The 22,218-nt window shown below is 72.8% G+C and carries 17 protein-coding genes; 15 read left to right on the forward strand and 2 right to left on the reverse strand.

What is annotated here, in order from left to right; translation table 11 throughout:
• Window positions 1-37 precede the first annotated feature (37 nt).
• On the forward strand, window positions 38-1,039 hold the full coding sequence (locus AB5J73_RS30410) for a hypothetical protein (RefSeq protein ID WP_370962098.1): 1,002 nt from the start codon (window positions 38-40) through the stop codon (window positions 1,037-1,039).
• An 85-nt stretch (window positions 1,040-1,124) separates the two neighbouring features.
• Here the strand turns inward: AB5J73_RS30410 and AB5J73_RS30415 are convergent, their stop codons facing one another.
• Window positions 1,125-3,938, reverse strand: coding sequence for an AbfB domain-containing protein (locus AB5J73_RS30415; protein ID WP_370962099.1), 2,814 nt, complete (start codon window positions 3,936-3,938; stop codon window positions 1,125-1,127).
• Window positions 3,939-4,237: 299 nt separating this feature from the next.
• On the opposite strand from AB5J73_RS30415, the gene AB5J73_RS30420 reads away from it, so the two are divergent.
• The 6 genes from AB5J73_RS30420 to AB5J73_RS30445 all read left to right on the forward strand — a co-directional run bounded on the left by AB5J73_RS30420 (window position 4,238) and on the right by AB5J73_RS30445 (window position 12,156).
• Entirely contained in the window at window positions 4,238-5,089 is an 852-nt protein-coding gene (locus AB5J73_RS30420; RefSeq protein WP_370962100.1) for a phosphatase PAP2 family protein, read from the forward strand.
• Window positions 5,086-6,096, forward strand: a complete 1,011-nt coding sequence (locus AB5J73_RS30425; protein ID WP_370962101.1) for a YdcF family protein — start codon at window positions 5,086-5,088, stop codon at window positions 6,094-6,096. The genes AB5J73_RS30420 and AB5J73_RS30425 overlap by 4 nt, the downstream gene beginning before the upstream one ends.
• Window positions 6,097-6,126: 30 nt before the next feature.
• On the forward strand, window positions 6,127-6,786 hold the full coding sequence (locus AB5J73_RS30430; RefSeq protein ID WP_370962102.1) for an SAVMC3_10250 family protein: 660 nt from the start codon (window positions 6,127-6,129) through the stop codon (window positions 6,784-6,786).
• Window positions 6,787-10,008: a protein kinase gene (locus AB5J73_RS30435; protein WP_370962103.1), complete on the forward strand. Its 3,222-nt coding sequence runs from the start codon at window positions 6,787-6,789 to the stop codon at window positions 10,006-10,008. It begins immediately after the preceding gene.
• A gap of 93 nt (window positions 10,009-10,101) precedes the next feature.
• Window positions 10,102-10,875, forward strand: a complete 774-nt coding sequence (locus AB5J73_RS30440) for a hypothetical protein (RefSeq protein ID WP_370962104.1) — start codon at window positions 10,102-10,104, stop codon at window positions 10,873-10,875.
• Between the two features lie 39 nt (window positions 10,876-10,914).
• The gene (locus tag AB5J73_RS30445; protein WP_370962105.1) at window positions 10,915-12,156 is read left to right on the forward strand and encodes an alpha/beta hydrolase fold domain-containing protein; all 1,242 of its coding nucleotides are present in this window, start codon (window positions 10,915-10,917) and stop codon (window positions 12,154-12,156) included.
• Between the two features lie 141 nt (window positions 12,157-12,297).
• Here the strand turns inward: AB5J73_RS30445 and AB5J73_RS30450 are convergent, their stop codons facing one another.
• Window positions 12,298-13,011, reverse strand: coding sequence for a GntR family transcriptional regulator (locus AB5J73_RS30450; protein ID WP_370962106.1), 714 nt, complete (start codon window positions 13,009-13,011; stop codon window positions 12,298-12,300).
• A 56-nt stretch (window positions 13,012-13,067) separates the two neighbouring features.
• On the opposite strand from AB5J73_RS30450, the gene manD reads away from it, so the two are divergent.
• The 8 genes from manD (at window position 13,068) to AB5J73_RS30490 (ending at window position 22,198) form a co-directional block, all read left to right on the forward strand.
• The gene (gene manD / locus AB5J73_RS30455; RefSeq protein ID WP_370962107.1) at window positions 13,068-14,276 is read left to right on the forward strand and encodes a D-mannonate dehydratase ManD; all 1,209 of its coding nucleotides are present in this window, start codon (window positions 13,068-13,070) and stop codon (window positions 14,274-14,276) included.
• Between the two features lie 5 nt (window positions 14,277-14,281).
• Window positions 14,282-15,532, forward strand: coding sequence for a mannitol dehydrogenase family protein (locus tag AB5J73_RS30460; RefSeq protein WP_370962108.1), 1,251 nt, complete (start codon window positions 14,282-14,284; stop codon window positions 15,530-15,532).
• 31 nt (window positions 15,533-15,563) lie between these two features.
• Window positions 15,564-16,850, forward strand: a complete 1,287-nt coding sequence (locus AB5J73_RS30465) for an MFS transporter (RefSeq protein ID WP_370962109.1) — start codon at window positions 15,564-15,566, stop codon at window positions 16,848-16,850.
• Entirely contained in the window at window positions 16,847-17,836 is a 990-nt protein-coding gene (locus tag AB5J73_RS30470; protein ID WP_370962110.1) for an L-idonate 5-dehydrogenase, read from the forward strand. Before AB5J73_RS30465 ends, AB5J73_RS30470 begins: the two co-directional genes overlap by 4 nt.
• A complete protein-coding gene (locus AB5J73_RS30475) occupies window positions 17,833-18,801 on the forward strand; it encodes a sugar kinase (RefSeq protein ID WP_370962111.1) in 969 nt (322 codons plus the stop codon). Before AB5J73_RS30470 ends, AB5J73_RS30475 begins: the two co-directional genes overlap by 4 nt.
• A gap of 115 nt (window positions 18,802-18,916) precedes the next feature.
• Window positions 18,917-20,038, forward strand: a complete 1,122-nt coding sequence (locus tag AB5J73_RS30480; protein WP_370962112.1) for an adenosylhomocysteinase — start codon at window positions 18,917-18,919, stop codon at window positions 20,036-20,038.
• Window positions 20,039-20,105: 67 nt separating this feature from the next.
• Window positions 20,106-20,981 carry an LLM class F420-dependent oxidoreductase gene (locus AB5J73_RS30485; protein WP_370962113.1) on the forward strand — a complete coding sequence of 292 codons (876 nt, stop codon included), beginning with the start codon at window positions 20,106-20,108 and terminating at the stop codon, window positions 20,979-20,981.
• A gap of 98 nt (window positions 20,982-21,079) precedes the next feature.
• Complete coding sequence (locus AB5J73_RS30490) at window positions 21,080-22,198, forward strand: hypothetical protein (protein ID WP_370962114.1); 1,119 nt, start codon at window positions 21,080-21,082, stop codon at window positions 22,196-22,198.
• The last annotated feature ends 20 nt before the right edge of the window (window positions 22,199-22,218 follow it).

Consider the following 22,218-nt stretch of genomic DNA (forward strand, 5'->3'; position numbering starts at 1 on the left):
ACGGTACGTACCGTACCCAAACTGGAGGACCCGCGACATGCGAGCCAAGGGCATCGGCTACGACACCGGCTTCGAGCGCGGCGGGCGGTTCAACCGCCCCTTCGACCCGGACCTGGTCCGCCGCGAGCTGGCGGTCATCCGCCACGACCTGCACTGCACGGCCGTCCGGCTGATCGGCACCGACCTCGACCGGATCGACTTCGCCGCCCGTGAGGCGGCCGCGCTGGGGCTGGAGGTGTGGTTCTCGCCGTTCCCCTGGGACCGCCGGCCGGAGGAGATCCTCGACCAGTTCGCCGACGGCGCGGCCCGGGCCGAACGGCTGCGCGAAGGGGGTGCCGAGGTCGTGTTCGTCACCGGCGCCGAACTGAGCCTGTTCAACCACGGCTTCCTCCCCGGCGACGGCATCGAGGAACGCCTGGCGAACCTCCTCGCCGACCGGGCGCTCATCGCGGACCTCCCGGCGCGCGTCAACGACTTCCTCGCCCGCGCGGCCGAGGTGGTCCGCGCCCGCTTCGGCGGTCGGATCACGTACGCGTCGGTGCCCTTGGAGCGGGTGGACTGGACGCCGTTCGACATCGTCTCGGTCGACGCGCACCGCTCGAAGGAGGTGGCGCACCAGTACCGCGACGGCATCCGCACGCTGGTGGCCTCGGGCAAACCGGTGGCGATCACGGAGTTCGGCGTGACCCCGTACCGCGGCGCGGCCGACCTGGGCGCCCGCTGCGGCGAGATCGTCGAGTACGAGGGGGAGGTCCCGGTCCGGCTGAAGGGCGCGTACGTCCGCGACGAGGAGGAGCAGGCCAGGTACTTCCGCGAGCTGCTGGCGGTGTTCAGCGCGGAAGGCGTCGACGCGGCTTTCGCGTGCACGTTCGCCTGCTACGGCCTGGTGCACCGCCCGGACCCGGCCGAGGACCTGGACATGGCGAGCTGGGGCGTGGTGAAGGTGCTGGAGAACGGAACCGGCGAAACGTACCCGGACGTGCCGTGGGAACCGAAAGCGGCGTTCGGCGCGCTGGCGGAGTGCTACGCCGGGCCCTGAGCGCCCCAATGTGGCGTTGGGTGCGTCTGACGCACCGAACGCCACATTGGGTGCGTCCAACGCACCGAACGCCACATTGGGGTGCTTATGGAGCCCAGGGCGCCGCGACGGTCCAGCTGCTGTCCGCCGTCAGCGTCTGCGGGCGGTCCGAGCCCGTGCCGCCGCCCGAGGCGATGTAGACCGCCGAGTCGAAGTGGCGCAGGAACGCGCCCGGGATGTTCAGCGACTCGAACGTCACGCCGGTGCCGCTCAGGCCCGGCCGGCTGCAGAACGTCGCGTCCGCGCGCATCAGCGCCGAGCCGTCGTCCGGGGAGTTCCGGACGCGGCCGTCCTGGTGGCGCAGGAACTGGCCCGGGTAGTTCACCGACTCGAACGAGTAGCACGACGACTCGCCCAGCCCGCGCCGCACCGTGTACGTCGCGTCCTGCTTCAGCAGCGCGCTGCTGCCGCTGGTCACCACCGCCGTGTAGGCGAGGCCGCCCGAATGGCGCAGGTAGCGGTCGGTGTAGCCCCACGTCGTCACCCGCAGCGACTGGCGCGCGTTCACCGCCAGGGCTACCGAGCTGCGCCACAACGCCGGCGCCGAGACGTCCCACGTCGCGTCGGCCGCGAAGCTCGTCGCGGTGTCCCACGGGTTCGGTCCCCCGCTGAGGGCCAGGTACACGGTTTCGTTGTAGTGCCGCAAGAACCGGCCGGGGAGGTTCAGCGACTCGAACGACGTGCCGCCGGCGGCGAGACCCGGCCGGGAGCACCAGGTGGCGTCCGCGCCGAACGAGCCGCCCGTGTCGCTGTCGATGCGGACGCGGTTGTCCGCGTGGCGCAGGAACTTCCCGGGGAAGTTGACCGACTCGAACGAGAAGCAGCGCGAGTCCGCCAGCCCCGCGACCGTGCGGAACGCGGCGTCCTGGCGGGCCCCGTCCGCGCTGCCGGTGGTCAGGACGTCCGTGCGGGCGAACGAATCCGCGTGCCGCAGGTACCGGTCGGTGTACCCGGGGGTGGTCACCCGGAACGACCGGACGTGCCCGAGCGTCAGCGGCGCGGCCGCGTTCAGGTTCCTGGACGCGGCGATCAGGTCGGTGTGCGCCGCGCGGACGCGGGCGGTGTCGACCTTCTGCACCCGCCGGTCGTACGTCAGCAGCCCGTTGTACTCGCCTTCGACGTCGGTGATCTCCGTGTACACGAACGCCGACAGGCCCTTGGTGGTCATCAGCTGCCGCGCGTCCCGGACCATGCCCGTGTAGCGGTCGTTCAGCTGCGCCGCGCTCGACATCTGCTCGTAGGCGAAGAAGTTGCCGGTGGGGCTGTACTCGTGGCCGGGGTTGCGCAGGCCGAGGCCGCCGAACTCGCCGAGCACCGACACGCGGGTGCCGGACGGCCGCGGGGCGTCCGGTCCGGTGTAGACGTGCCAGTCGATGATGTCGCCGGTGCCCGGGTCACCCTTCGACGCGCAGCAGTTGAACCCGCTGTGCGCGTTCACCAGCCGGGTCGGGTCGTAGTTCTTGATGCTGGTCGTGACGCGCTTGGTCTCGTCGAGGTTCCACTCGCCCCAGCCTTCGTTGAACGGCACGTACGTGACGACGGCGGGGGAGAAGCGGTGCTCGTCGACGATCTCGCGCGCTTCGGTCTCGAACTCGGCGATCTGCGCGGGTGTCCGGCTGCTGTCCGCCGTCGGTGTCGACGGGATGTCCTGCCACACCAGCAGTCCCAGCCGGTCGGCCCAGTAGTACCAGCGCGCCGGCTCGACCTTGATGTGCTTGCGTACCATGGTGAAGCCGAGTTCCTTGTGCTTCTGCAGGTCCGAAGCCAGCGCCGCGTCGGTCGGCGCGGTGTACAGGCCGTCCGGCCAGAACCCCTGGTCCAGCGTGCCGGCCTGGAACACGAACTCGCCGTTGAGCGTCGGCCGCAGCACGCCGTTCACGTTCTTCGTGCCCACCTCGCGCATGCCGAAGTAGCTGACCACCTGGTCGACCGTCGTGCCCGAGGCGTTGCGCAGCGAGACCCGCAGGTCGTAGAGGAACGGGTCGTCGGGCGACCACCGCCGCGCGTTCGGCACCGGCACCGAGAACTCCGTGAAGCCGCCGGTCGCGCTGCCGACGACGGCGCCGCCGGTCATCGACTCGGCGAGCACGGAGTAGCCGCTGACGTTCCCGCGGCCGAACACCCGCACGCGGGCGGTGTTGTTCGCGAGGTTCGGGTAGATGTCGACCGAAAAGATCGACGACGGCGCCGTCGGCTCGAGCCAGACGGTCTGCCAGATCCCCGAAGTGGGCGTGTAGAAGATGTTCGACGGCGTGGTGGCCTGCTTGCCGACCGGCTGCTTCTCGCCGCGGCCGTCGGTCGGGTCGTAGACGCGCACGACGATTTCGTTGGTGCCGCCGGTGAGCCGCGCGGTGATGTCGGCTTCGAACCGGTCGTAGCCGCCCTTGTGCGAAGCGACCTGGACCCCGTTGACCCAGACGGTCGCTTCGTAGTCGACGGCGCCGAAGTGCAGCTGCACGTTCCGGCCGGCCCAGGCCGCCGGCACGGTGAAGGTGCGGCGGTAGAACATCAGGTCGCGGTTGTCGTTGCGCATGATGCCCGACAGGGCCGACTCGACGGGGTAGGGCACCAGGATGCGTTCGGGCAGCGTCTGCCCGAGCGGGGGCGCGGCGTAGCGGTCGACGCTGCCGCCCGCGCCGGTGGCGGGGTTGAGGAACTCCCATTCGCCGTTGAGGGACTGCCAGTCGGGCCGCTGCATCTGCGGCCGCGGGTATTCGGGCAGCGGGTTCGTGGTGCTGACCTCGGACGTCCACGGCGTGGACAGCGGCGGGGGTTTGGGGGTGACGGCGGCGTTCGCGGCGGGTGGCGCCACGACGAACGGGGACAGCAGCGCGAGGACCAGGGCGGCGAAGCGGCGCATCGAACTCCTCCGGGGACGCGCACGGAACCGCGCACCGGCCTGGCGGGGACGGCGGAGCACTCCGGGCGGGGCGGGCACGTCGAGCCCGGAGCACTACCGCGGGCTCGGCGAATCGAACGTAACACGGAACACGGACAAACGGAATGACGCAGAAAACACCAGACAATCAACACCAGACCACGCGAACACCAGGTCCACGCGCGAGCCGCCCACGCGGTTGCACCTCACCCTCGGTGTGCGTCCGATAGCAGCAGGCAACTACGCTGTTCGGAGCATTCGCGCACCGGAGGAGGTCCGGGGTGGTTCCCGCCCGTCGCTGGCTGGTCGTCGCGGCCGTGTGCGCCGTCGTCCTGGCCGCGGTCTACTTCCTCGCCGTCTGGACGGGGCCCGGCCAGGAGCTGGAGAACGCCGCCCTGCGCGGAGCCGACGAAGCCGCCGCGCGGGACCAGGCGGTCGCCGACGCGAGCCTGAGCCGGATCACCCTGGTTTCGCTGGCCGCCGCGGTGGTCGTGGTCGCGCTGGTCGGCCTGCTGCGCCGCCGCCGGGACCTCGCCTTCGCGGCGGTCGGCGTGATCGTCGCCGGTCAGCTCGTGACGCAGGTGCTCAAGCGGTTCGTGCTGCCCCGGCCGGGCCTCGTCGAGGTGACCGGGCACTACGCCGGCAACAGCCTGCCGAGCGGGCACACGACGATCGCCATGACCGTGCTGTTCGCCGCCCTGCTCGTGGTGCCCTACCGCTGGCGCGGAGTGACGCTCTTCTTCCTGCTCTCCTGGGCGGTCGGCATCGGCGCGTACACGGTGACGGCGAAGTGGCACCGGCTCTCCGACACGCTCGCCGCGGACGCGATCGCCCTCGCGCTCGCCTGCCTGGCGTCGTGGTGGCTCGCCCGGCGCGGGGCCGTGCGCCGCCACGACGGGCCGCGCCGGCTCCCGCGGGTGCTCGTCGTGACCGTCGCCGCCCTCGGGGCCGTGGTGTTCCTGGGCCTCGGCACCGTCCTCATCGGAGCGTCGCTGGCGGGCGGCGGGTACGCGGAAACGGTGCGGGACAACGCCTGGGTCGTCTACCTGGCCGCGAATTCGTTCGCCTCCTTCGGATCCGTCGCCGCGGCACTGGTGTTCCTGGCGACCTGGCGACGGCTGGAGATCGCGTGAACCCGGCCCTGCTCCCGCTCGCCGCGGCCGTCTTCTGCTTCGCCGTCTTCCTGGTCAGCTTCCTGCTCGACCGCCGCAAGCTGCGCAACGGCTTCTACCTGTTCTTCGCGCTGGCGTTCTTCGGTCTCACCCTGCTCGCGCTGCTGGCGTCGATCTCGCCGGAGGCCGCGGCCTTCGTCGCGCTCGGGCTGGTCGCCTTGATCCCGCTCACCATCGTCGTGCTGGCGGTGTTCCTGATCGGCAACGGCGTCACGATGCTGCGCCGCGAAGGCCGCCGCCCGGCCAACCTGCTGTCGCTGGCCGCCGGCGTCGGCATCGTGGCGCTCATCGTCTTCGACTTCGTGGTCGGGCAGCTGGGCTGGCCGCCGCTGGAAGCGGTCCGCGACAGCGTCGACGGCATCGTCGCCTACCTGTCGTTCCTCTTCGCCTGCTTCCTGCTGTACTCGCTGGTGTACGGGCGGATCCGCACCCGCCGCCCGCTGGACTTCGTGGTGGTGCTCGGATCCGGCCTGCTCGGCGGCAGGAACGTCCCGCCCCTGCTGGCCGCCCGCCTCGACCGCGGGCGCCGGGTGCTGGCCGCCGAAGACCGCAAGGGCCGCGAGCCGCTGCTGGTCACCTCCGGCGGGCAAGGGCCGGGCGAAGACCTGCCGGAGTCGCACGCGATGGCGGACTACCTCGCCGGCCGTGGCGTACCGCGCGAGCGGATCGTGCTCGAAGACCGTTCGCGGACGACGCGGGAGAACCTGGCGTTCAGCGCCGGCCTCATGCGGGACCGGCGGCCGGACTACCGCTGCGTCGTCGTCACCAACAACTTCCACGTCCTGCGCGCGGCCCTGCTCGCCCGCAAGACCAAGGTGAACGGCCAGGTCATCGGCGCGCCGACGGCGTGGTACTTCTGGCCGAGCGCGACGCTGCGCGAGTTCGCGGCCATCATCGTGGACCACAAGGTCCTCAACGGCGTCGTCTGCGCGGTGATCGTCCTGGCGAGCGTGCTGAAAGCGGTGTAGCCGCTATGATCCGACCAGCGTCGTCGGGGGATGGGGAGCACGTTGTCGTTCCAGTACTACCTGTACGTCAGTGACAGCAAGGTGGACATGCTGCTCGCGCAGATGGCCCCGGGCTTCACGCGCAAGCGCACCACCGAGGTGAGCGTGAACCTGAAGCTCTTCGGGGGCAAGCAGTCCTCGGAGGCGCCGGCGGGCGGTGAGCGCACGGCGAAGCTGCAGCGGGTGGTCCGCTACCTGGAGGAGCACGGCGACCTCGGCACGGTCGACGAGCCCGGCCAGTTCTTCTGGGGACTGCTGCCGATGAGCTGGGGACCGTTCCCCGCCGAGCCGACGCTCGCGTACTTCGGCGGGAGCACCGGGCGGACCGTCGTCGGGCTCGGCGGCTCCGGGCACCACATCCTCGGCGGCGGCCCCGCGCCCGCCGGCGTGCCCCGGTCGGTGCTGCCGTCGATGCTCGCCGGGCTGCGCAGCGACCCGGAGATCGGCGCCCTGACCGAAGCGATCAAGCACGAGGAGGACGGCGCGCACAAGGGTGCGCTGGCCGCGGTGCAGCGCGCCAACGAGGCCATGCCGGGGCCGGACCAGAACCTCGAGTTCGTCGCCAAGCGGCTGCTGACCGGGCCCAGTCCCACCGACGGCGGCGTGACCGTCGTGCTCGGCACCCCGCTGTACGTGGCGCAGGTGGACTAGATGTGGTCCCCGGGGGACGTCGTGCTCGGGGTGTACGAAGTCCGTGACGTCGTCACGACCGGCGGCATGGGCCTGGTGTACCGGGTGTGGCACCGCCAGTGGGGGATGGAGCTGGCGGTCAAGACCCCGCGCCAGGAGCTGGTCGCGTCCCCCGCCGACGCCGAGCGGTTCGAGGCCGAGGCGGAGACCTGGGTCGGGCTCGGCGCGCACCCGCACGTGGTGAGCTGCGCCTACGTCCGCCGCGTCGACGGCACGCCCCGGGTGTTCGCCGAATGGGCCGGCGGCGGCAGCCTCGCCGAGGCGGTCCGCGATCGCGCGCTCTACGACGGCGGCCACCGCCCGGCGGTGCGCCGGATCCTCGACCTGGCGATCCAGACCGCCTGGGGGCTCGGGCACGCGCACGCGCGCGGGGTGGTCCACCAGGACGTCAAGCCCGCCAACATCATGCTCGACACCGGCGGCGCGGCGAAGGTCACCGACTTCGGCCTGGCCAACGTCACCGGCGGCGGAGGCATGACCCCCGAGTACTGCTCGCCCGAGCAGGCCAGGGGCGAGCACCTCGGCCCGGCGACCGACGTCTGGTCGTGGGCGGTGAGCGTGCTCGAGATGTTCGCGGGCGGGCCGCCGGCGATGTTCGGGCACGCGGCGGCGGGCGTCTTCGCGCGGTTCGTCGAGGCCGGGCCCGCCGACCCGGTGCTCCCGCCGGTGCCGCCGGGCGTCGCGGACCTGCTGCGGCGGTGCTTCGCCGAGGACCCCGCGGCCCGTCCCGCCGGCTTCGGCGAACTCGCCGGCGAGCTCGCGGAGCTCTACCGCGCCACGGTCTTCGAGCCGTACCCGCGGCAGCGGCCGGACGAAGCCCCGCTGCTCGCCGACGCGTTGTCCAACCGCGCGCTGTCCCTGCTGGACCTCGGGCACGCCGAGCAGGCGGACGAGCTGTGGGACGAAGCGTTGCGGGCCGACCCGCACCACCCGCACGCGACCTACAACCGCGGCCTGCGCCGGTGGCGGGCCGGCGCGCAGACCGACCGGCAGCTGCTCGCCGAGCTCGACGCGGTGCGGCTGAGCCACGAAGGCGACCGGACCGCCGATCACCTGCTCGCCGCCGTCCACGTCGAGCGCGGGGACAAGGAATCGGCACTGCGCCTGCTGGCGGACCTGCCCGACGGCCCGGACACCGCCGCCGCCCGCGCCCTGCCGGACCGGAAGGTCACCGAGCGGCCCAGCCCGGTCTTCGTCAACCGGGCGCACCCGATCGCGCTGAGCGCCGACGGCCGGCTGGCCGCGGTGACGTTCCAGCAGCGGGAGGCCGAACTCTGGTCGCTCGCGGAAGGACGGGTGCGGTACAGCCTGACGGGCCACGAAGCCCGCCTCCGGTCGATGTCCCTGAGCGCCGACGGCCGGGTCCTGGCTTCCGCCGACGAGAGCGGGCAGGTGCGGGTCTGGGACACGACGACGGGGGAGTGCACCCGGGTCGTGGCGGTCCCGGGCGGGGTCGAGGCGGTCGCGGTCAGCCCCGGCGGGACCGTGGTGACCACCGTCGGCGGCGACGGGTCGGTGCGGGTGCTGGGCGACGCCGTGGAACTGATCCGCGCCGGGGCCGCGGAATCCGGGTACGGCCGGGGCTGGGCGATCGCGGTCACCGGGGACGACGAGCGCGTGGTCGTGTTCGACGGCTTCGATTGGACGCTGCGGGTACTGACCCGCACCGGCGAGGAGCTGTGGCGGCTCGGCGGGCTGCGGCACAACTGCGCGCTCAGCCCCACCGCCCGCTACGCGCTTTCGGCCACGCACGACGACCACGTGGTGCTGGTGGACCTGACGACCGCCGAGGTCACGGTCATCGGCAGCGCCCTGCTGTGGAACCAGGGTTTCAGCTGGCTGGCGGTCAGCGACGACGGCCGCACCGCGGTGAACAGCTTCGACCTCCTGCTCCAGCACTGGCGGCTCGACGAGGGCCGGTGCACGTTCACCACGACCGTCGAAGCCCGCGACCCGATGACCGTCGCCGCGGACGCCGGCGGGCGCACGGTGCTGGTCCTGCTCGGCAGCCGCACCCCGCAGACCGTCCACACCACCGCCGTCGTCCACCTGCCCGAGCCGGGGCCCGCCGCGCCGTGGAGCTACGCCCGCCCGCAGCCGACCGACCGGATGGCCGGGGACGCGCTCATCGCGGCGGAAAACCTCGGCCTGGCGGCGGAGTTCCTCGACACCGGCCGGCTCGCCGACGCCCGGCGGCAGCTGGACATCCTGCGCGCGATGCCCGCCTACCGGCGCCACCCGGAGCTGCGGACCCTGTGGCGGCGGGTGGGGGCGGTCAGCGAGCGGATCGCCCTCGCCGGGGTGTGGCCGTCCCGCCGGTTCGACGCCGTCCTGCACGGCCACACGGCGCTCACCCGGAACGTGCACTACGCCTTCACCGACCGCTTCAACCGGGCCGCGGCCGAGGTCGTCGACCTGCGCACCGGTGCCGTGGTGGCCGCGCCGGACCGGCACGACCTCGACTTCGAGCGCGTGACGGCCTGCGCGGACGACCGCCACGTGCTCGCGGTGGACTCGGACGGCGCCGGAGTGCTGTGGGACCTCAGGACGGCCCGCCGCGTGGGTGTCGTCGTCCGGGACCACGTCGGGAACCCCGTGCTGCAGGACGAGAACCCGGCGTTCGAGTTCGTGCGCCACGACCTCAGCATCCTGCGCAACCGGCTGACGGGCCGGCCGCTGCACGGCTGGTCGGCGCGCGCGGACGAGCGGGTGGTGGTGTCGGGCGCGGTCGCCGTCCTGGTCAAGGACGACGGCAGCGCCCGGGTGCTGGACGTCGACCAGTTCACGGTCCTGCGCGAGGCGCGCGTTTTCGCGGGCGAGACCTCGGTCGTCGCGAGCGCCGACGGCCGGGTCGTCGTCGCGACCCCGTCCGCCTTCGACAACACCGGCGAGATCGTGCTGTCCGTCGCGGGAGCGCGCGAAGCCGTGGTGCGGGTGTCCGACGACCGGGTGGTGTCCCTGGCGCTGTCCGCGGACGGCGATCTCCTGCTCACGGCGTCGCGCCGGTTGCTGCGCCTGTGGCACCTGCCCACTGACGGCCTGGTCACCGAGATCGAGTGCGAGCAGGACGTCATCGACGTCGAGCTGTCGGCCGACGGGTGCGCCGCGGTGGCCGTCCTGGGCTACCACCACCTGCAGTGCTGGGAACTGGACTGGGACTACCGGCCGCGCTTACCCTCGTAGCGCCAGACATCGGATGACCAGCCCGGACCGCGGGCCAGTCCGCCGGCCGATGTGCACCCCTGCCGATCTGTCGTCAGGAAGGACACACCGACGATGCCGAAATCCGTTCTGCACTCCCTCGCCGTGGCCGCGCTCGCCGTGTTCGGCGCGGCCGCCCCCGCCCAGGCGGCTCCGCTCTGGCACCCGGACCCCGCCACCGACGGCCTCAGGGCCTTCGAGGGCATCGAGGCCGACCGCGGCCACCACCACCCCGACCGCGAGTACGTGGCCGTCGAGGGCGACCACTACCGCTTCAGCATCTGGAAGGACGACCGCGACACCACCGGCGGCGGCGACCGCCAGCGCACCGAGTCGAAGGGCATGGTGCAGAACGGCATCGCGCTCGAGATGCACGACGGCGAGGCCTGGTCGCTCTCCTACGAGATGTTCATGCCGGCCACGCTGCACGGCACCAGCAAGTTCACGCACATCTTCCAGACGAAGACCCCGTCGACCAACGGCGGCCCGTGGGTGACGCTGGACCTGACCCGCAGCGGCGGCAAGGAAGTGCTCAGCGCCCGTGCGTACGCCAATTCGGGCTCGCCGAGCATCGCGGCCACGGACCTCGCGCCGCTGCGGGACAAGTGGATCACGATCGAATGGACGTTCACGCCGGGCTCGAAGGGCAAGGCGGCGTGCGTCGTCCGCGCCGGCACGGGGCCGGGCGCGCCGGTCGCCGCGCAGGGCAGCATGGCCGGCGTGAACATCCCCGGCCAAGGCGACTACGTCCGCCCGAAGTGGGGGATCTACCGCTCGGTCGAGAGCGCGTCGTCGGACATCCTCGACACCTACCTGCTGTTCCGGAACTACACGGCGGCCCGCAAGTAGCCGTGGCGGGCGGCGGGCGTCCGGGGTGACACTGGCGGCATGAAGGTCGTCGACGGGCAGCGGAGCGCGTACCGCCCGCCGTCGACCGTCCCGCCGCCGCTGCGGCGAGGTCCGGTGCTGGTCACGGCCGCTTTCGCGGGTCTCGGCGGCGCGCTGATCCCGGCCGCCGCGGTGCCCGCGCTCTGGCGGATCTGGCAGCTGTACGCGATGGTGTTCGGCGCGGTCGCCGCGGTCGAGGTGGTCGCCGTCGTCGCGGTGCTCGGGTGGCCGACGCGCAGGACCGCGCACTTCGGCGCGCTCTCGGCGTTCGCCGCCCTCGCCCTGTGGGTGCTCAGCCGTCCGCTGGGGCTGCTGGTCCGGCTCGATCCCTGGCAGCCGGCGGACACGGTGGTGGGCTTCACCGACTACGTGGCCGCCGGCCTGCAGCTCGTCGCGCTGCTCGGCTTCCTGGTGGTGGCCCGGCGCCGGGCGCACCCGCGGCCGTCCGCGCTGCGGCGGGTGTCGGCGTGGATCGTGCTGTTCCCGGTCCTGCTGCTGGTCGTCGCGACCGGCGCGGCGGGCGCGGTGGCGGCCGGCGACGGCATCCGCGGCACCGGCGCCTCGGCCCTGCTCGACGGCGCCACGGTCGAGTACTGCCACCCGGACGGCGTCCCGCTGGCCATGGACCTCCGCCGGCCGCCCGGCCCCGGCCCGGCGCCGGTCGTGCTGTCCCTGCACGGCGGCGGCCTGCTGCTGGGCAACCGCAAGCCGGCCGGACCGGGCGCGCTGCTGGCCGGGACGCGGCCGGACGAGCTGACCGCCCGCGGGTTCGCCGTCGCGTCGATCGACTACCGCCTGGCGCCGGCCGCCCGCTGGCCGGCCCCGCTCGAAGACGCCCGCTGCGCGGTCCGCTTCCTCGCGGCGAACGCGGCCGCGCTGGCGATCGACCCGGCCCGGATCGCGGTGTGGGGCACCGGCGCGGGCGGGACACTGGCGTCGCTCGTCGCGCTCACGCCGGGCACCCCCGTCCGCGCGGCGGCGGCGCTGTCGGCCCCGGCCGACTTCACGGACTTCCGCGGCCTGGACACCCTGACGCGGGCGTCGGTACTGCTGGCACTGGGCCGGTCCCCGGCGACCCTCCGGGCGGCGAGCCCGCTGACGTACCCGGCGGCGGGCGCACCCCCGTTCCTCGTCGCGGGCGGCCGGAAGTCGGCGGAGTTCGCCGACCACCTGCGCCAGGCGGGTGTCACGGTCACGTCGTCCCCGGACGTGGCGGCGTTCTTCACGGCGGCGCTGCGCTGAGCGGCGTCACCGAGCGGACCGCCGGTTTTCCGGGCTGAAGGGGACTTTCGTCGCATCTGATGAGCTGAAGGGGACTTTCCTGTCGCCACATGCCAGGAAAGTCCCCTTCAGCCCGCCGCGGCGCTGCGCTGAGCCGGCCGCTCACTCCCACACGACGACGTTGCGCCGCGTCGGGACCGACGTCGGGTCCGCGCTGAACAGCTCGGGGGACCGGGCGCGGATCCGTTCCACGTCCTCGAAGACCGCCCGCAGGTGCCGGCGCATCGCCGTGCGCGCCACCGCGATGTCGCCCGCGCGGACCGCGTCGAGGATCTCCACGTGCTGCGTCGCGAACTCCGCCGGGGACTGCGCGTCGTAGAGGCCGAGGCGGCGGGCGCGGTCGAGGTGGCCCTTGGCCGAGGCCACCGTCGTCCACGCGTTCTTGTGCCCGCTGAGCGTCAGCAGGCCCTGGTGGAACGCCTCGTCGAGGGCGAAGAACTCCTCGAGGCCGATGTCCGGGTGCCGCTGCCGCTCCAGGTTGGCCAGCAGGTCCGTGACCACAGCGTCGTCCAGCGCCGCCGGCAGGTCGTCGAGCGCCGCCAGCTCCACGGCCTCGCGCAGGAACTGCGCGTCGGCGACGCGCTGCGGGTCGACCCGCGAGACGAACGAGCCGATCTGCGGGAACACCTGGACCAGGCCCTCGTCCGACAGCAGGATCAGGCCTTCGCGGACCGGGGTCCGGCTGACGCCGAGGCTCGCCGCCAGCTCGTTCTCCGACAGCGCGGCGCCGGGCGGCAGCTCGAGCGTCAGCACTTTGCGCCGCAGCGTTTCGTACACCGCGCGGCGGTTGGTCCCGCGCTTGTTCCGTTCGGTCACCTTGACATCCTAGCCGACAGGAGCTTGTATACAAGCACTGATGAACAGGAGGCGCAGTGAGCACGATCGAACGCGCGGAGGTGCTCGTCACCTCGCCCGGCCGCAACTACGTGACGCTGCGGATCACCACGTCCGACGGCGTGACCGGCCTGGGCGACGCGACCCTCAACGGCCGCGAGCTGGCCGTCGCGAGCTACCTGCGCGACCACCTCGTCCCGCTGCTGATCGGCCGCGACCCGGCGCGCATCGAGGACACCTGGCAGTACCTCTACCGCGGCGCGTACTGGCGCCGCGGGCCGGTGACGATGACCGCGATCGCCGCCGTCGACACCGCGCTGTGGGACATCAAGGGCAAGGTCGCCGGCCTGCCCGTCTACCAGCTGCTCGGCGGCCGCGCCCGCGACGGCGTGCTCGTCTACTCCCACGCCAGCGGCGAAGACGTCCCGGCGCTGCTGGACGACGTCGCCCGCTTCCGCGACCTCGGCTACCGCGCGATCCGCGCCCAGGCCGCTGTCCCCGGCATCGCGGGCAGCTACGGCGTCCGGCACGGCAAGGTGTACGAGCCGGCCGCGACCGCGCTGCCCGACGAACAGCCGTGGAGCACCGAGGCCTACCTGGACTTCGCCCCGACCTACCTGCGCGAAGTCCGCGAGCGCTTCGGCTTCGGCTTCCACCTGCTGCACGACGTCCACCACCGGCTCAGCCCGATCGAGGCCGCCCGGTTCGGCAAGAGCGTCGAGGACTGCCGCCTGTTCTGGATGGAAGACCCGACACCGGCGGAAAACCAGGAGGCCTTCCGGCTGATCCGCGGCCACACGACGACGCCGATCGCCGTCGGCGAGGCGCTCAGCTCCATCTGGGACGTCCAGCACCTCATCACCGAGCAGCTCATCGACTACGTGCGCACGACCGTCGTGCACGCCGGCGGCATCAGCCACCTGCGCCGCATCTTCGACCTCGCCGCGCTCTACCAGGTGCGCACCGGCTCGCACGGCGCCACCGACCTCTCCCCGGTGACACTCGCCGCGGCCGTGCACGTCGACATCTCCGTGCCGAACTTCGGCATCCAGGAGTACATGGGCTACGCCGACGAGACCGCGGAGGTCTTCCGCGGCGGACCCTCCTACGCCGACGGGATGCTGCTGCCGTCCGAAGAACCCGGCCTGGGCGTCGACTACGACGACGAAGCCGCGGAGAAGTTCCCGTACGACCCGCGCTACCTCCCGGTGGCGCGCCGCCTCGACGGCTCCGTTCACGACTGGTGACGGCGATGAAGCGACTCAGATCGTCCACTGTGGACCTCCCGCGGGCGGTACGGCCCAAGATCGTCCACTTCGGACTCGGCGCGTTCCACCGCGCCCACCAGGCCGTGTACACCGAGGCGCCGTGGGGCATCGCCGCGGTGGCCCCGCGTTCCACCGACGTCGTCACCGCGCTGCGCGCCCAGGACTGCCTCTACACCGTGACCGACACGACCACCCGCGTCATCGGCTCGATCGTCGAGGCATTGCACCTCGGCTCGGACGCCCCGCGCGTCGGCGAGCTGCTCGCGTCGCCCGGCACCACGGTCGTGACGCTCACGATCACGGAGAAGGGGTACCGCGGCGGCCCGGTCATCGGCGCCCTCGCCGCCGGGCTCGCCGGGCGGTTCCGGCGCGGCGGCGCGCCGATCACCGTGATCTCGTGCGACAACATGACCGGCAACGGCCGCGTGCTGGAGCGCGCCGTTCGAGAATCCGTGACCGGGCCCGAGCGCGACGAAATGCTGGCCTGGCTGGCGGAATCGGTCGCGTTCCCGTCCACTGTGGTCGACCGGATCGTCCCGGCCACGACCCCGGAACACCGCGCGAAGGCCACCGAGGCGCTGGGTCTCGACGACGCCGTGCCGGTGTTCGCCGAGCCGTACCGCCAGTGGGTCCTCGAAGACGCGTTCGCCGCCGAGGTCCCGCCGTGGGACGGCGCCCGGTTCGTACCCGACGTGACGCCGTTCGAGCAGCAGAAACTGCGGCTGCTCAACGGAACGCATTCGGCTTTGGCCTACCTCGGGGCCGCGGCCGGGCACGAGACGATCGCCGATGTCCTCGCCTCGGACTGGGGCGAGAGGTTCGTCCGCGGCTTCGGCGCCGAAGCCGCGGCGGTGCTGCCCGGCGACCACGGGCCGTACGTCGACCAGCTCGTCGAGCGGTTCCGGAACCCGGGAATCCGGCACCGGCTGAGCCAGATCGGCTCGGACGGTTCGCTGAAGCTGCCCGAACGCTGGTTCGGCACCCTTCGCCACGCCGGAAGCCACCCCTTGCTGGAACTCGCGTTGGCTGCCTGGGCACGTGCCACCGAACCGGACGCGCGCACCGGCATGACCGACCCACTCGCGGGCGAACTGGCCGCCTGCTGGAGCGCCCCGGACGACGTCGATGCCGTCCGGCGGCTGCTGCGGCTGGTCGGTGCCCCCGGCCTCGACCCCCTCCCGAAGGCCGTCGCCGCGCACCTGCCCGCGCTGCGAGCCGGGCGTGTCGACCTCTGACCCCACCGATCACGAGCAACGGAGCACAGTGATGACCGAAACCCCGCCGGCGGTGGCCGGGCAGCAGAACCGCACCACCCGCGACCTCGTCCGGGCCGCGATGTCCGGCTGGCTGGGCACGGCCATGGAGTTCATGGACTTCCAGCTGTACTCCCTCGCCGCGGCCATCGTGTTCAACAAGATCTTCTTCCCGGACGTCAGCCCCGCCATCGGGCTGATCGCCGCGATGGCCACCTACGGCGTCGGGTACGTGGCCCGCCTCGCCGGCGCCGTCTACTTCGGCCGGATGGGCGATCGCTTGGGGCGCAAGAAGGTCCTCTTCATCACCATCTCGCTGATGGGCGTGTCGACGACGCTGATCGGCGCGCTGCCGACGTACCAGGCCGTCGGCATCCTGGCGCCGATCCTGCTCGTCGCGCTGCGCCGCCGCGGCCTGATCGCCTCCCTGGTTTCCCTGGGCACCAACTCCGGCACGCTCGCCGCGTCCGCGTTGTGGGCGCTGCTCATCGGCGTGCTTTCCGACCAGCAGCTGCTGTCCTGGGGCTGGCGGCTGCCGTTCCTGCTCAGCTTCGTGCTGATGGTCTTCGCGGTGTGGCTGCGCCGGAACCTCAAGGAGAGCCCGGTGTTCGAGGAGCGCCCGGACGTCGTGGACGGCGTGGCGCTGTCCCGGGCCGAGCTCGAGAACCACGGTGTCCTGGAAGCCGGTCTGCGCCAGCGCAAGGGCAAAGCCTTCTTCCTGGCGCTGGGCCTGCGGTTCGGACAGGCGGGCAACTCCGGCGTCGTGCAGACGTTCCTCGTCGGCTTCGTCGCGACGACCCTCGCGGTGAGCAAGTCCGTGCCCACCACCGCGATCGTCTACGGCTCCCTGCTCGGGTTCCTGACCGTGCCGCTGGTCGGCATGCTCGGCGACCGCTTCGGGCGGCGTCCCGTGTACATCGCGCTGACGCTGCTGACCGCCGTGCTCGCGTTCCCGCTGATGTTCCTGATCACCAGCGGCACCACTCTCGCGCTCGAGGTCGGCATGATCATCGCGCTCAACGTCGGCGTGCTCGGCCTGTTCTCGCTGGAAAGCGTGGCCATGGCGGAACTGTTCGGCGCCCGCACCCGGTTCACGCAGCTCGCGCTGGCCAAGGAGATCGGCGGCATCCTCGCCACCGCCATCGGGCCGGTGGTCGCCGCGACGCTCACCGCGGCGACCGGGCACTGGTGGCCGGTCGCGGCGATGCTCGTCGGGTACTCGCTGATCACGCTCGTGGCGACGCTCCTGTCGCCGGAGATGCGCGGCCGCGACCTGGTCCGGCTGGAGGACGCGGCGTGAAGGCGGTGGTCGCGCACGGCGCCGGCGACGTCCGCGTCGACGAAGTCCCGGACCCGGTGCCGGGCGAGGGGGAGGTCCTGCTCGCCGTCGAGTGGGGCGGGATCTGCGGCTCCGACCTGGCGTACTGGCGCCACGGCGCGTCCGGCACCGCGGTGCTCAAGCACCCCTTGGTGCTGGGGCACGAAGTGGCCGGGCGCGTCGACGGCCGGCCGGTCACGGTCCACCCCGCGCGGGTCGTGGGGGACGACCCGCTGCCGGCGCGGCTCGCCGGGCGCACCAACCTGCACCGGCAGGTCCGCTACTTCGGCTCGGCGGCCTTCGACCCGCACACCGACGGCGGGTTCTGCGAGTTCAAGGTGGTCCCCGCCGCGCAGGTCCGGCCGCTGCCCGACGGCGTCGGCACGCGGGAAGGCGCGCTGACCGAGCCCCTCGCGGTGGCGCTGCACGCCGTCGGCCGCGCCGGTGCGGTGCGCGGCCGGGACGTGCTGGTCAACGGCGCCGGCCCGATCGGCGCGCTGGTCGTGGCGGCCGCGAAGCACCGGGGCGCCCGCACGGTCGTCGCGGCGGACATCTCCGCCGGCGCGCTGGCCATCGCGCGGGCGATGGGCGCCGACGAGGTGCGTGACCTCGGCGCCGGCGACCGGCTCCCGGACGACGTCGAGGTCGTCTTCGAGGCCTCCGGCGCCCCGGCCGCGCTCGGCGGCGTGCTGCGGGCGACCGCGCGCGGCGGCACGCTCGTGCAGGTCGGCAACCTGCCCGGCCGCCCCGCGCCGGCCGAGCTCGGCGACCTGGTCACCCGCGAGATCACCTGGACCGGCTCCTACCGGTTCGCCGGCGAGCTCGACGACGCCCTGACCGCGCTGGGCGCCGGTCTCGACGTCGGCCCCCTGATCACCCGCACCTTCGCCATCGACCGCGCCGGGGAAGCCCTCGAAGCCGCGGCCGGGTCGAGCGGGAAGGTGCTGCTCCGGATCGGAGAACCATGACCGGCTCGGTCGTCACCCTCGGCGAAACCATGGCGCTGCTGACCACGCCCCCGGCCGGCCGGATCACCGGCGGCACGGGACTGGCCGTCGGCATCGGCGGGGCGGAGTCCAACGTCGCCATCGCGCTGGCCCGGCTCGACGTGCCGTGCACGTGGATCAGCCGCGTCGGCGACGACGCGCTCGGCGCCCTGGTGGTGAAGGAGATCCGCGGCGAAGGCGTCGACGTCGTCGTGCGGCGCGACGAGGCCGCGCCGACCGGGATGATGCTCAAGGAGTTGCGCGGCGGCCGGCCGTGGCGGGTGCGCTACTACCGCCGCGACAGCGCGGCCTCGCGGCTCTCGCCCGACGACGTCGACGAGGCGCTGATCGCGTCGGCGGCGGTGCTGCACCTGACCGGCATCACCCCGGCGCTCGGCCCCGGACCGCTGGCGGCGGTCGAGCGCGCGATCGCCGTCGCCCGCGCGCACGGCACGCTGGTGTCCTTCGACGTCAACCACCGGCGATCGCTGTGGCCCGACGACGTGGCGGCCTCCGTGCTCGCGCGGCTGGCGGCGGCCGCCGACCTCGTGTTCGCGGGACCGGCGGAAGCCACCCTGGTGCTCGAGGGCCGCTGGCCGTCTTCCGACGAGGCGACGGTCGTCGAGGGGTCCGCCTTGGCCACCCGGCTGGCCTCGCACGGACCCGCCACCGCCGTCGTCAAGCTGGGCGCGCTCGGCGCGGTGGCGCGGGACGGGGGCGAGACGATCCACGTGGGCGCGCGGGCGGTCGAGGTGGTCGACACGGTCGGCGCGGGGGACGCCTTCGTCGGCGGCTACCTGGCCGAGCTGGCTTCCGGCCGGTCCGTCCGCGAGTGCCTGGCCACCGCGACCGCCCTCGGGACGGCGGTGTGCACGGTGCCGGGCGACTGGGAGGGCATCCCGACCCGGGCCGAGCTGGCCGCTTCGGACCTCGCCGTCGTGCGGTAGCTTGGACGGCGTGGACGGACGGGCGATCTTCGGCGATCACTCGTACCGCTGTGACTTCTACGGTTGACGGTTCCCCGCCCTCGGGACCCTTTTGTCGTCAACCGTAAGGAAAACCATGTCTTCATCCGTGCGCTGGGCGCTCAAGCACATGCCGCTGACCGCCACCGCCGTCGAGGAAGCCGCGCCCCTGCTCGCCGGGCGGCGCCTGGCGATGTGCCTGCACGTCGAGCCCAAGACGGCCGCGCTGGTCACGCTGCTCGCCCGCGCCGGCGTCGAGATCACCCTGACCGGCTCGCCCGGCACCACCCACGACGACGTCGCTCTCGCGCTCCGGGAACTCGGGGTGGCCGTGCACACCCGCCGGGCCGACGACGAGGCCGACCACGCCCGCAACGTCGCCCGGGTGCTCGCGTGCGAACCCGACCTCACGCTCGACAACGGCGCCGACCTGACGCTTTCGCTGCTGCGGTCCGGCCCGCCGTCGGGCTGGCTCGGCGGCACCGAGGAGACGACGACCGGCGGCGTCCGGCTGCGGGAGGAACGCGTCGGGCACCCGGTCGTCGTGATCAACGATTCGCGGCTGAAACTGCTGGTGGAGAACGAATTCGGCGTCGGGCAGAGCGTCGTCCAGGGTTTCCTCAACGCCACCAACCTGATGGTGCCGGGGATGCGTGCGGCGGTGCTCGGCTACGGGCCGTGCGGGAAGGGCGTCGCGGACACGCTGTCCCGCCTCGGCGCGCGCGTCGCGGTGTGCGAACCGGATCCGATGCGCGCGCTGGAGGCCATTTTGGACGGTCACCGGGTCGGTCCTTCCGGTGAAGTCCTGGCTGACGCCCAAGCGGTTTTCACGGTGACGGGCGCTCCCGGCGTCGTCGGCGCGGAGGAACTCGCGGTCCTGCCCGACGGCGCGCTGATCGCGGGCGTCGGGCACTTCGCGTGGGAGATCGACGCGGCGGCGCTGCGGGCGGCCACGGTCCGCACGGTCGAGTACGGCGCGCCGGGCCGCCGCACGGGGCACGTGCTGACCGGCGGCCGCGAGATCGTCGTCCTCGACCAGGGCCGGATGCTCAACCTGACCGCGGCCACCGGCAACTCGATCCAGGCGATGGACCTGGGCCTGACCCTGCAGGTCCGGAGCCTGGCGGCGGTGGCGGGCGGACTGGCACCGGGTGTCCAGCCGGTCCCGGCCGCGGTGGAACACCGCATCGCGACGGACCTGGTGGCGCGGCTGAGCTAGCTTGACCTGGAGCGCGCTCCAGGACCTAACGTGGGGTCACTTCGACCGCACGTCAGGAGAACACCCCATGGAACTCGGCTTCCACCTGCCCATCTTCGACATCGACGGCGGGCCCGCCGCCATCGCCGGCGAGCTCGCCCGGGTGGGCGCCGCGGCGGAGGAGGCCGGTGCGACCTGGTTGTCCTTCATGGACCACTACTTCCAGATCGAACCCACCGGTCTCCCCGCCGAGTCGCACATGCTGGAGGGCTACACGACGCTCGGCTACCTGGCCGCGCACACGTCCCGCATCGAGCTCGGCCTGCTGGTCACGGGCGTGACCTACCGCCACCCGGGCCTGCTCGCGAAGATCGTCACGACCCTCGACGTCCTCTCCGGCGGCCGCGCGGCCCTCGGCATCGGCGCGGCCTGGTTCGAGCGCGAGCACCAGGGGATGGGCGTGCCGTTCCCGCCGGTCGCCGAGCGCTTCGAACGGCTGGAGGAAACGCTGCGCATCTGCGGGCAGATGTGGGACCCCGCGGCCAACGGCCCGTTCGAGGGCAAGCACTACCAGCTGGCGGAGACCCTTTGTTCGCCGCAGCCGCTCCACCGCCCGAACATCCTGATCGGCGGCTCGGGCGAGCGCAAGACGCTGCGCCTGGTCGCCCAGTACGGCGACGCGTGCAACCTGTTCGGCACCTCGCCGGAGGACGTGGCCCACAAGCTCGACGTGCTGCGCCGCCACTGCGACGACGCCGGCCGCGACTATGCCGCGATCCGCAAGACGATCCTGGCCAACAACCCGCGCCCCACCCCGGAAACCCGCGACGACTTCGTCCGCTCGATGGCGGCCTACGCGAAACTGGGCGTGCAGACGGCGATCATCACCCCGACGACGGGCGCACCGGCGGCGTGGATCGAGGCCATGGCCCCGGTGGTGCCGCAGCTGGCCTCGCTGGATTAGTCCACAAAGGACTCTCGGGTCGTTTTTCGATCGCCGTGAACCACTCGGCCGGTTCCGCCGTGTGACTGGGTGAGGTGGCGACCCGAGAGGAGGGGCTGATGCCCCACACGCGCAGTACCGGACGACACCGCAAACCGGCGACGATCGGGCTGGTAGCGCTACTGGGAGTCGCGGGGGCGACCGCGACGGCGATCGCCCTGAGCAGCCCGGCGAGCAACGCGGCGACCGAGAACTGCAGTGGTCTGGACACGGCGCTGCAGAACAACCTGACGTTCATCGCCGGCCAGCAAGCCGCCCCGGACGCCCAATCGGCGGCCCGCATCGCCAACCGCCAGGCAGTCGTCCAGCAGATCGAGCAGCGGCGCGAGGCCGCGGGATGCGAAGGCAAGGTAGCGGCCAACGCGGCCGCGGCCGAGTGCGCGGCGGTGACCGGAGCAGCGGACCAGGCCGAGGCGGCCGAGCAGAAGGGCATGGGCGGGAAGAAGGCCAAGGCCGACGAGAACGGCATGGCCGCCGACGAGAACGGCATGGCTGAGCAGCAGGGCATGGCCGGTCAGAACGGCAAGGCCAAGCAGAAGGGCAAGGCCGCCGAGAAGGGCATGGCGGCCGAGAAGGGCATGGCGGCCGACGAGCAGAACGCCGCCGACCAGAACGCCGCCGACCAGAACGCCGCCGACCAGAACGCTGCGGCCGTCCAGGCCTGCGAAGTGGTCGAGAAGTGCGTAGCCCAAGCCGCCGGTGCCGCCGGCATGGCCGAGCAGGACATGGCCGAGGAGAACGGCGCGGCCAAGCAGAACGGCATGGCCGAGCAGCAGGGCATGGCGAACGAGAATGGCATGGCCGCCCAGGACGGCATGGCTGACCAGCAGGGCATGGCGAACGAGAACGGCATGGCCAACGAGCAGGGCATGGCCAACGAGAACGGCGCGGCCCAGCAGGACGCGGCGGCCCAGAACGAGGTCTCCGACCAGGACTGCGCGGCGATCCTCGACTGCGTCGCCCAAGCCACAGCCGACCAGACCGCCGCCGCGGCCGACCAGCAGGGCATGGCCGCCGAGCAGAAGGGCAAGGCCCACCAGAAGGCCGACGCCCAGGCCGCCGAGCAGACCGCCGCGGCCGCCGAAAAGTGCGTCGCGGCCCAAGCCGCCAAGGCCGAAGCCACGGAAACCGCCACCGCCGAGGCCACGGACACAGCCACCGCGACCGCCGGCAAGTAGCAGACCCGGAGGGTGAGCAC

This window comes from Amycolatopsis sp. cg9 (assembly GCF_041346945.1).
Classification (GTDB): domain Bacteria; phylum Actinomycetota; class Actinomycetes; order Mycobacteriales; family Pseudonocardiaceae; genus Amycolatopsis.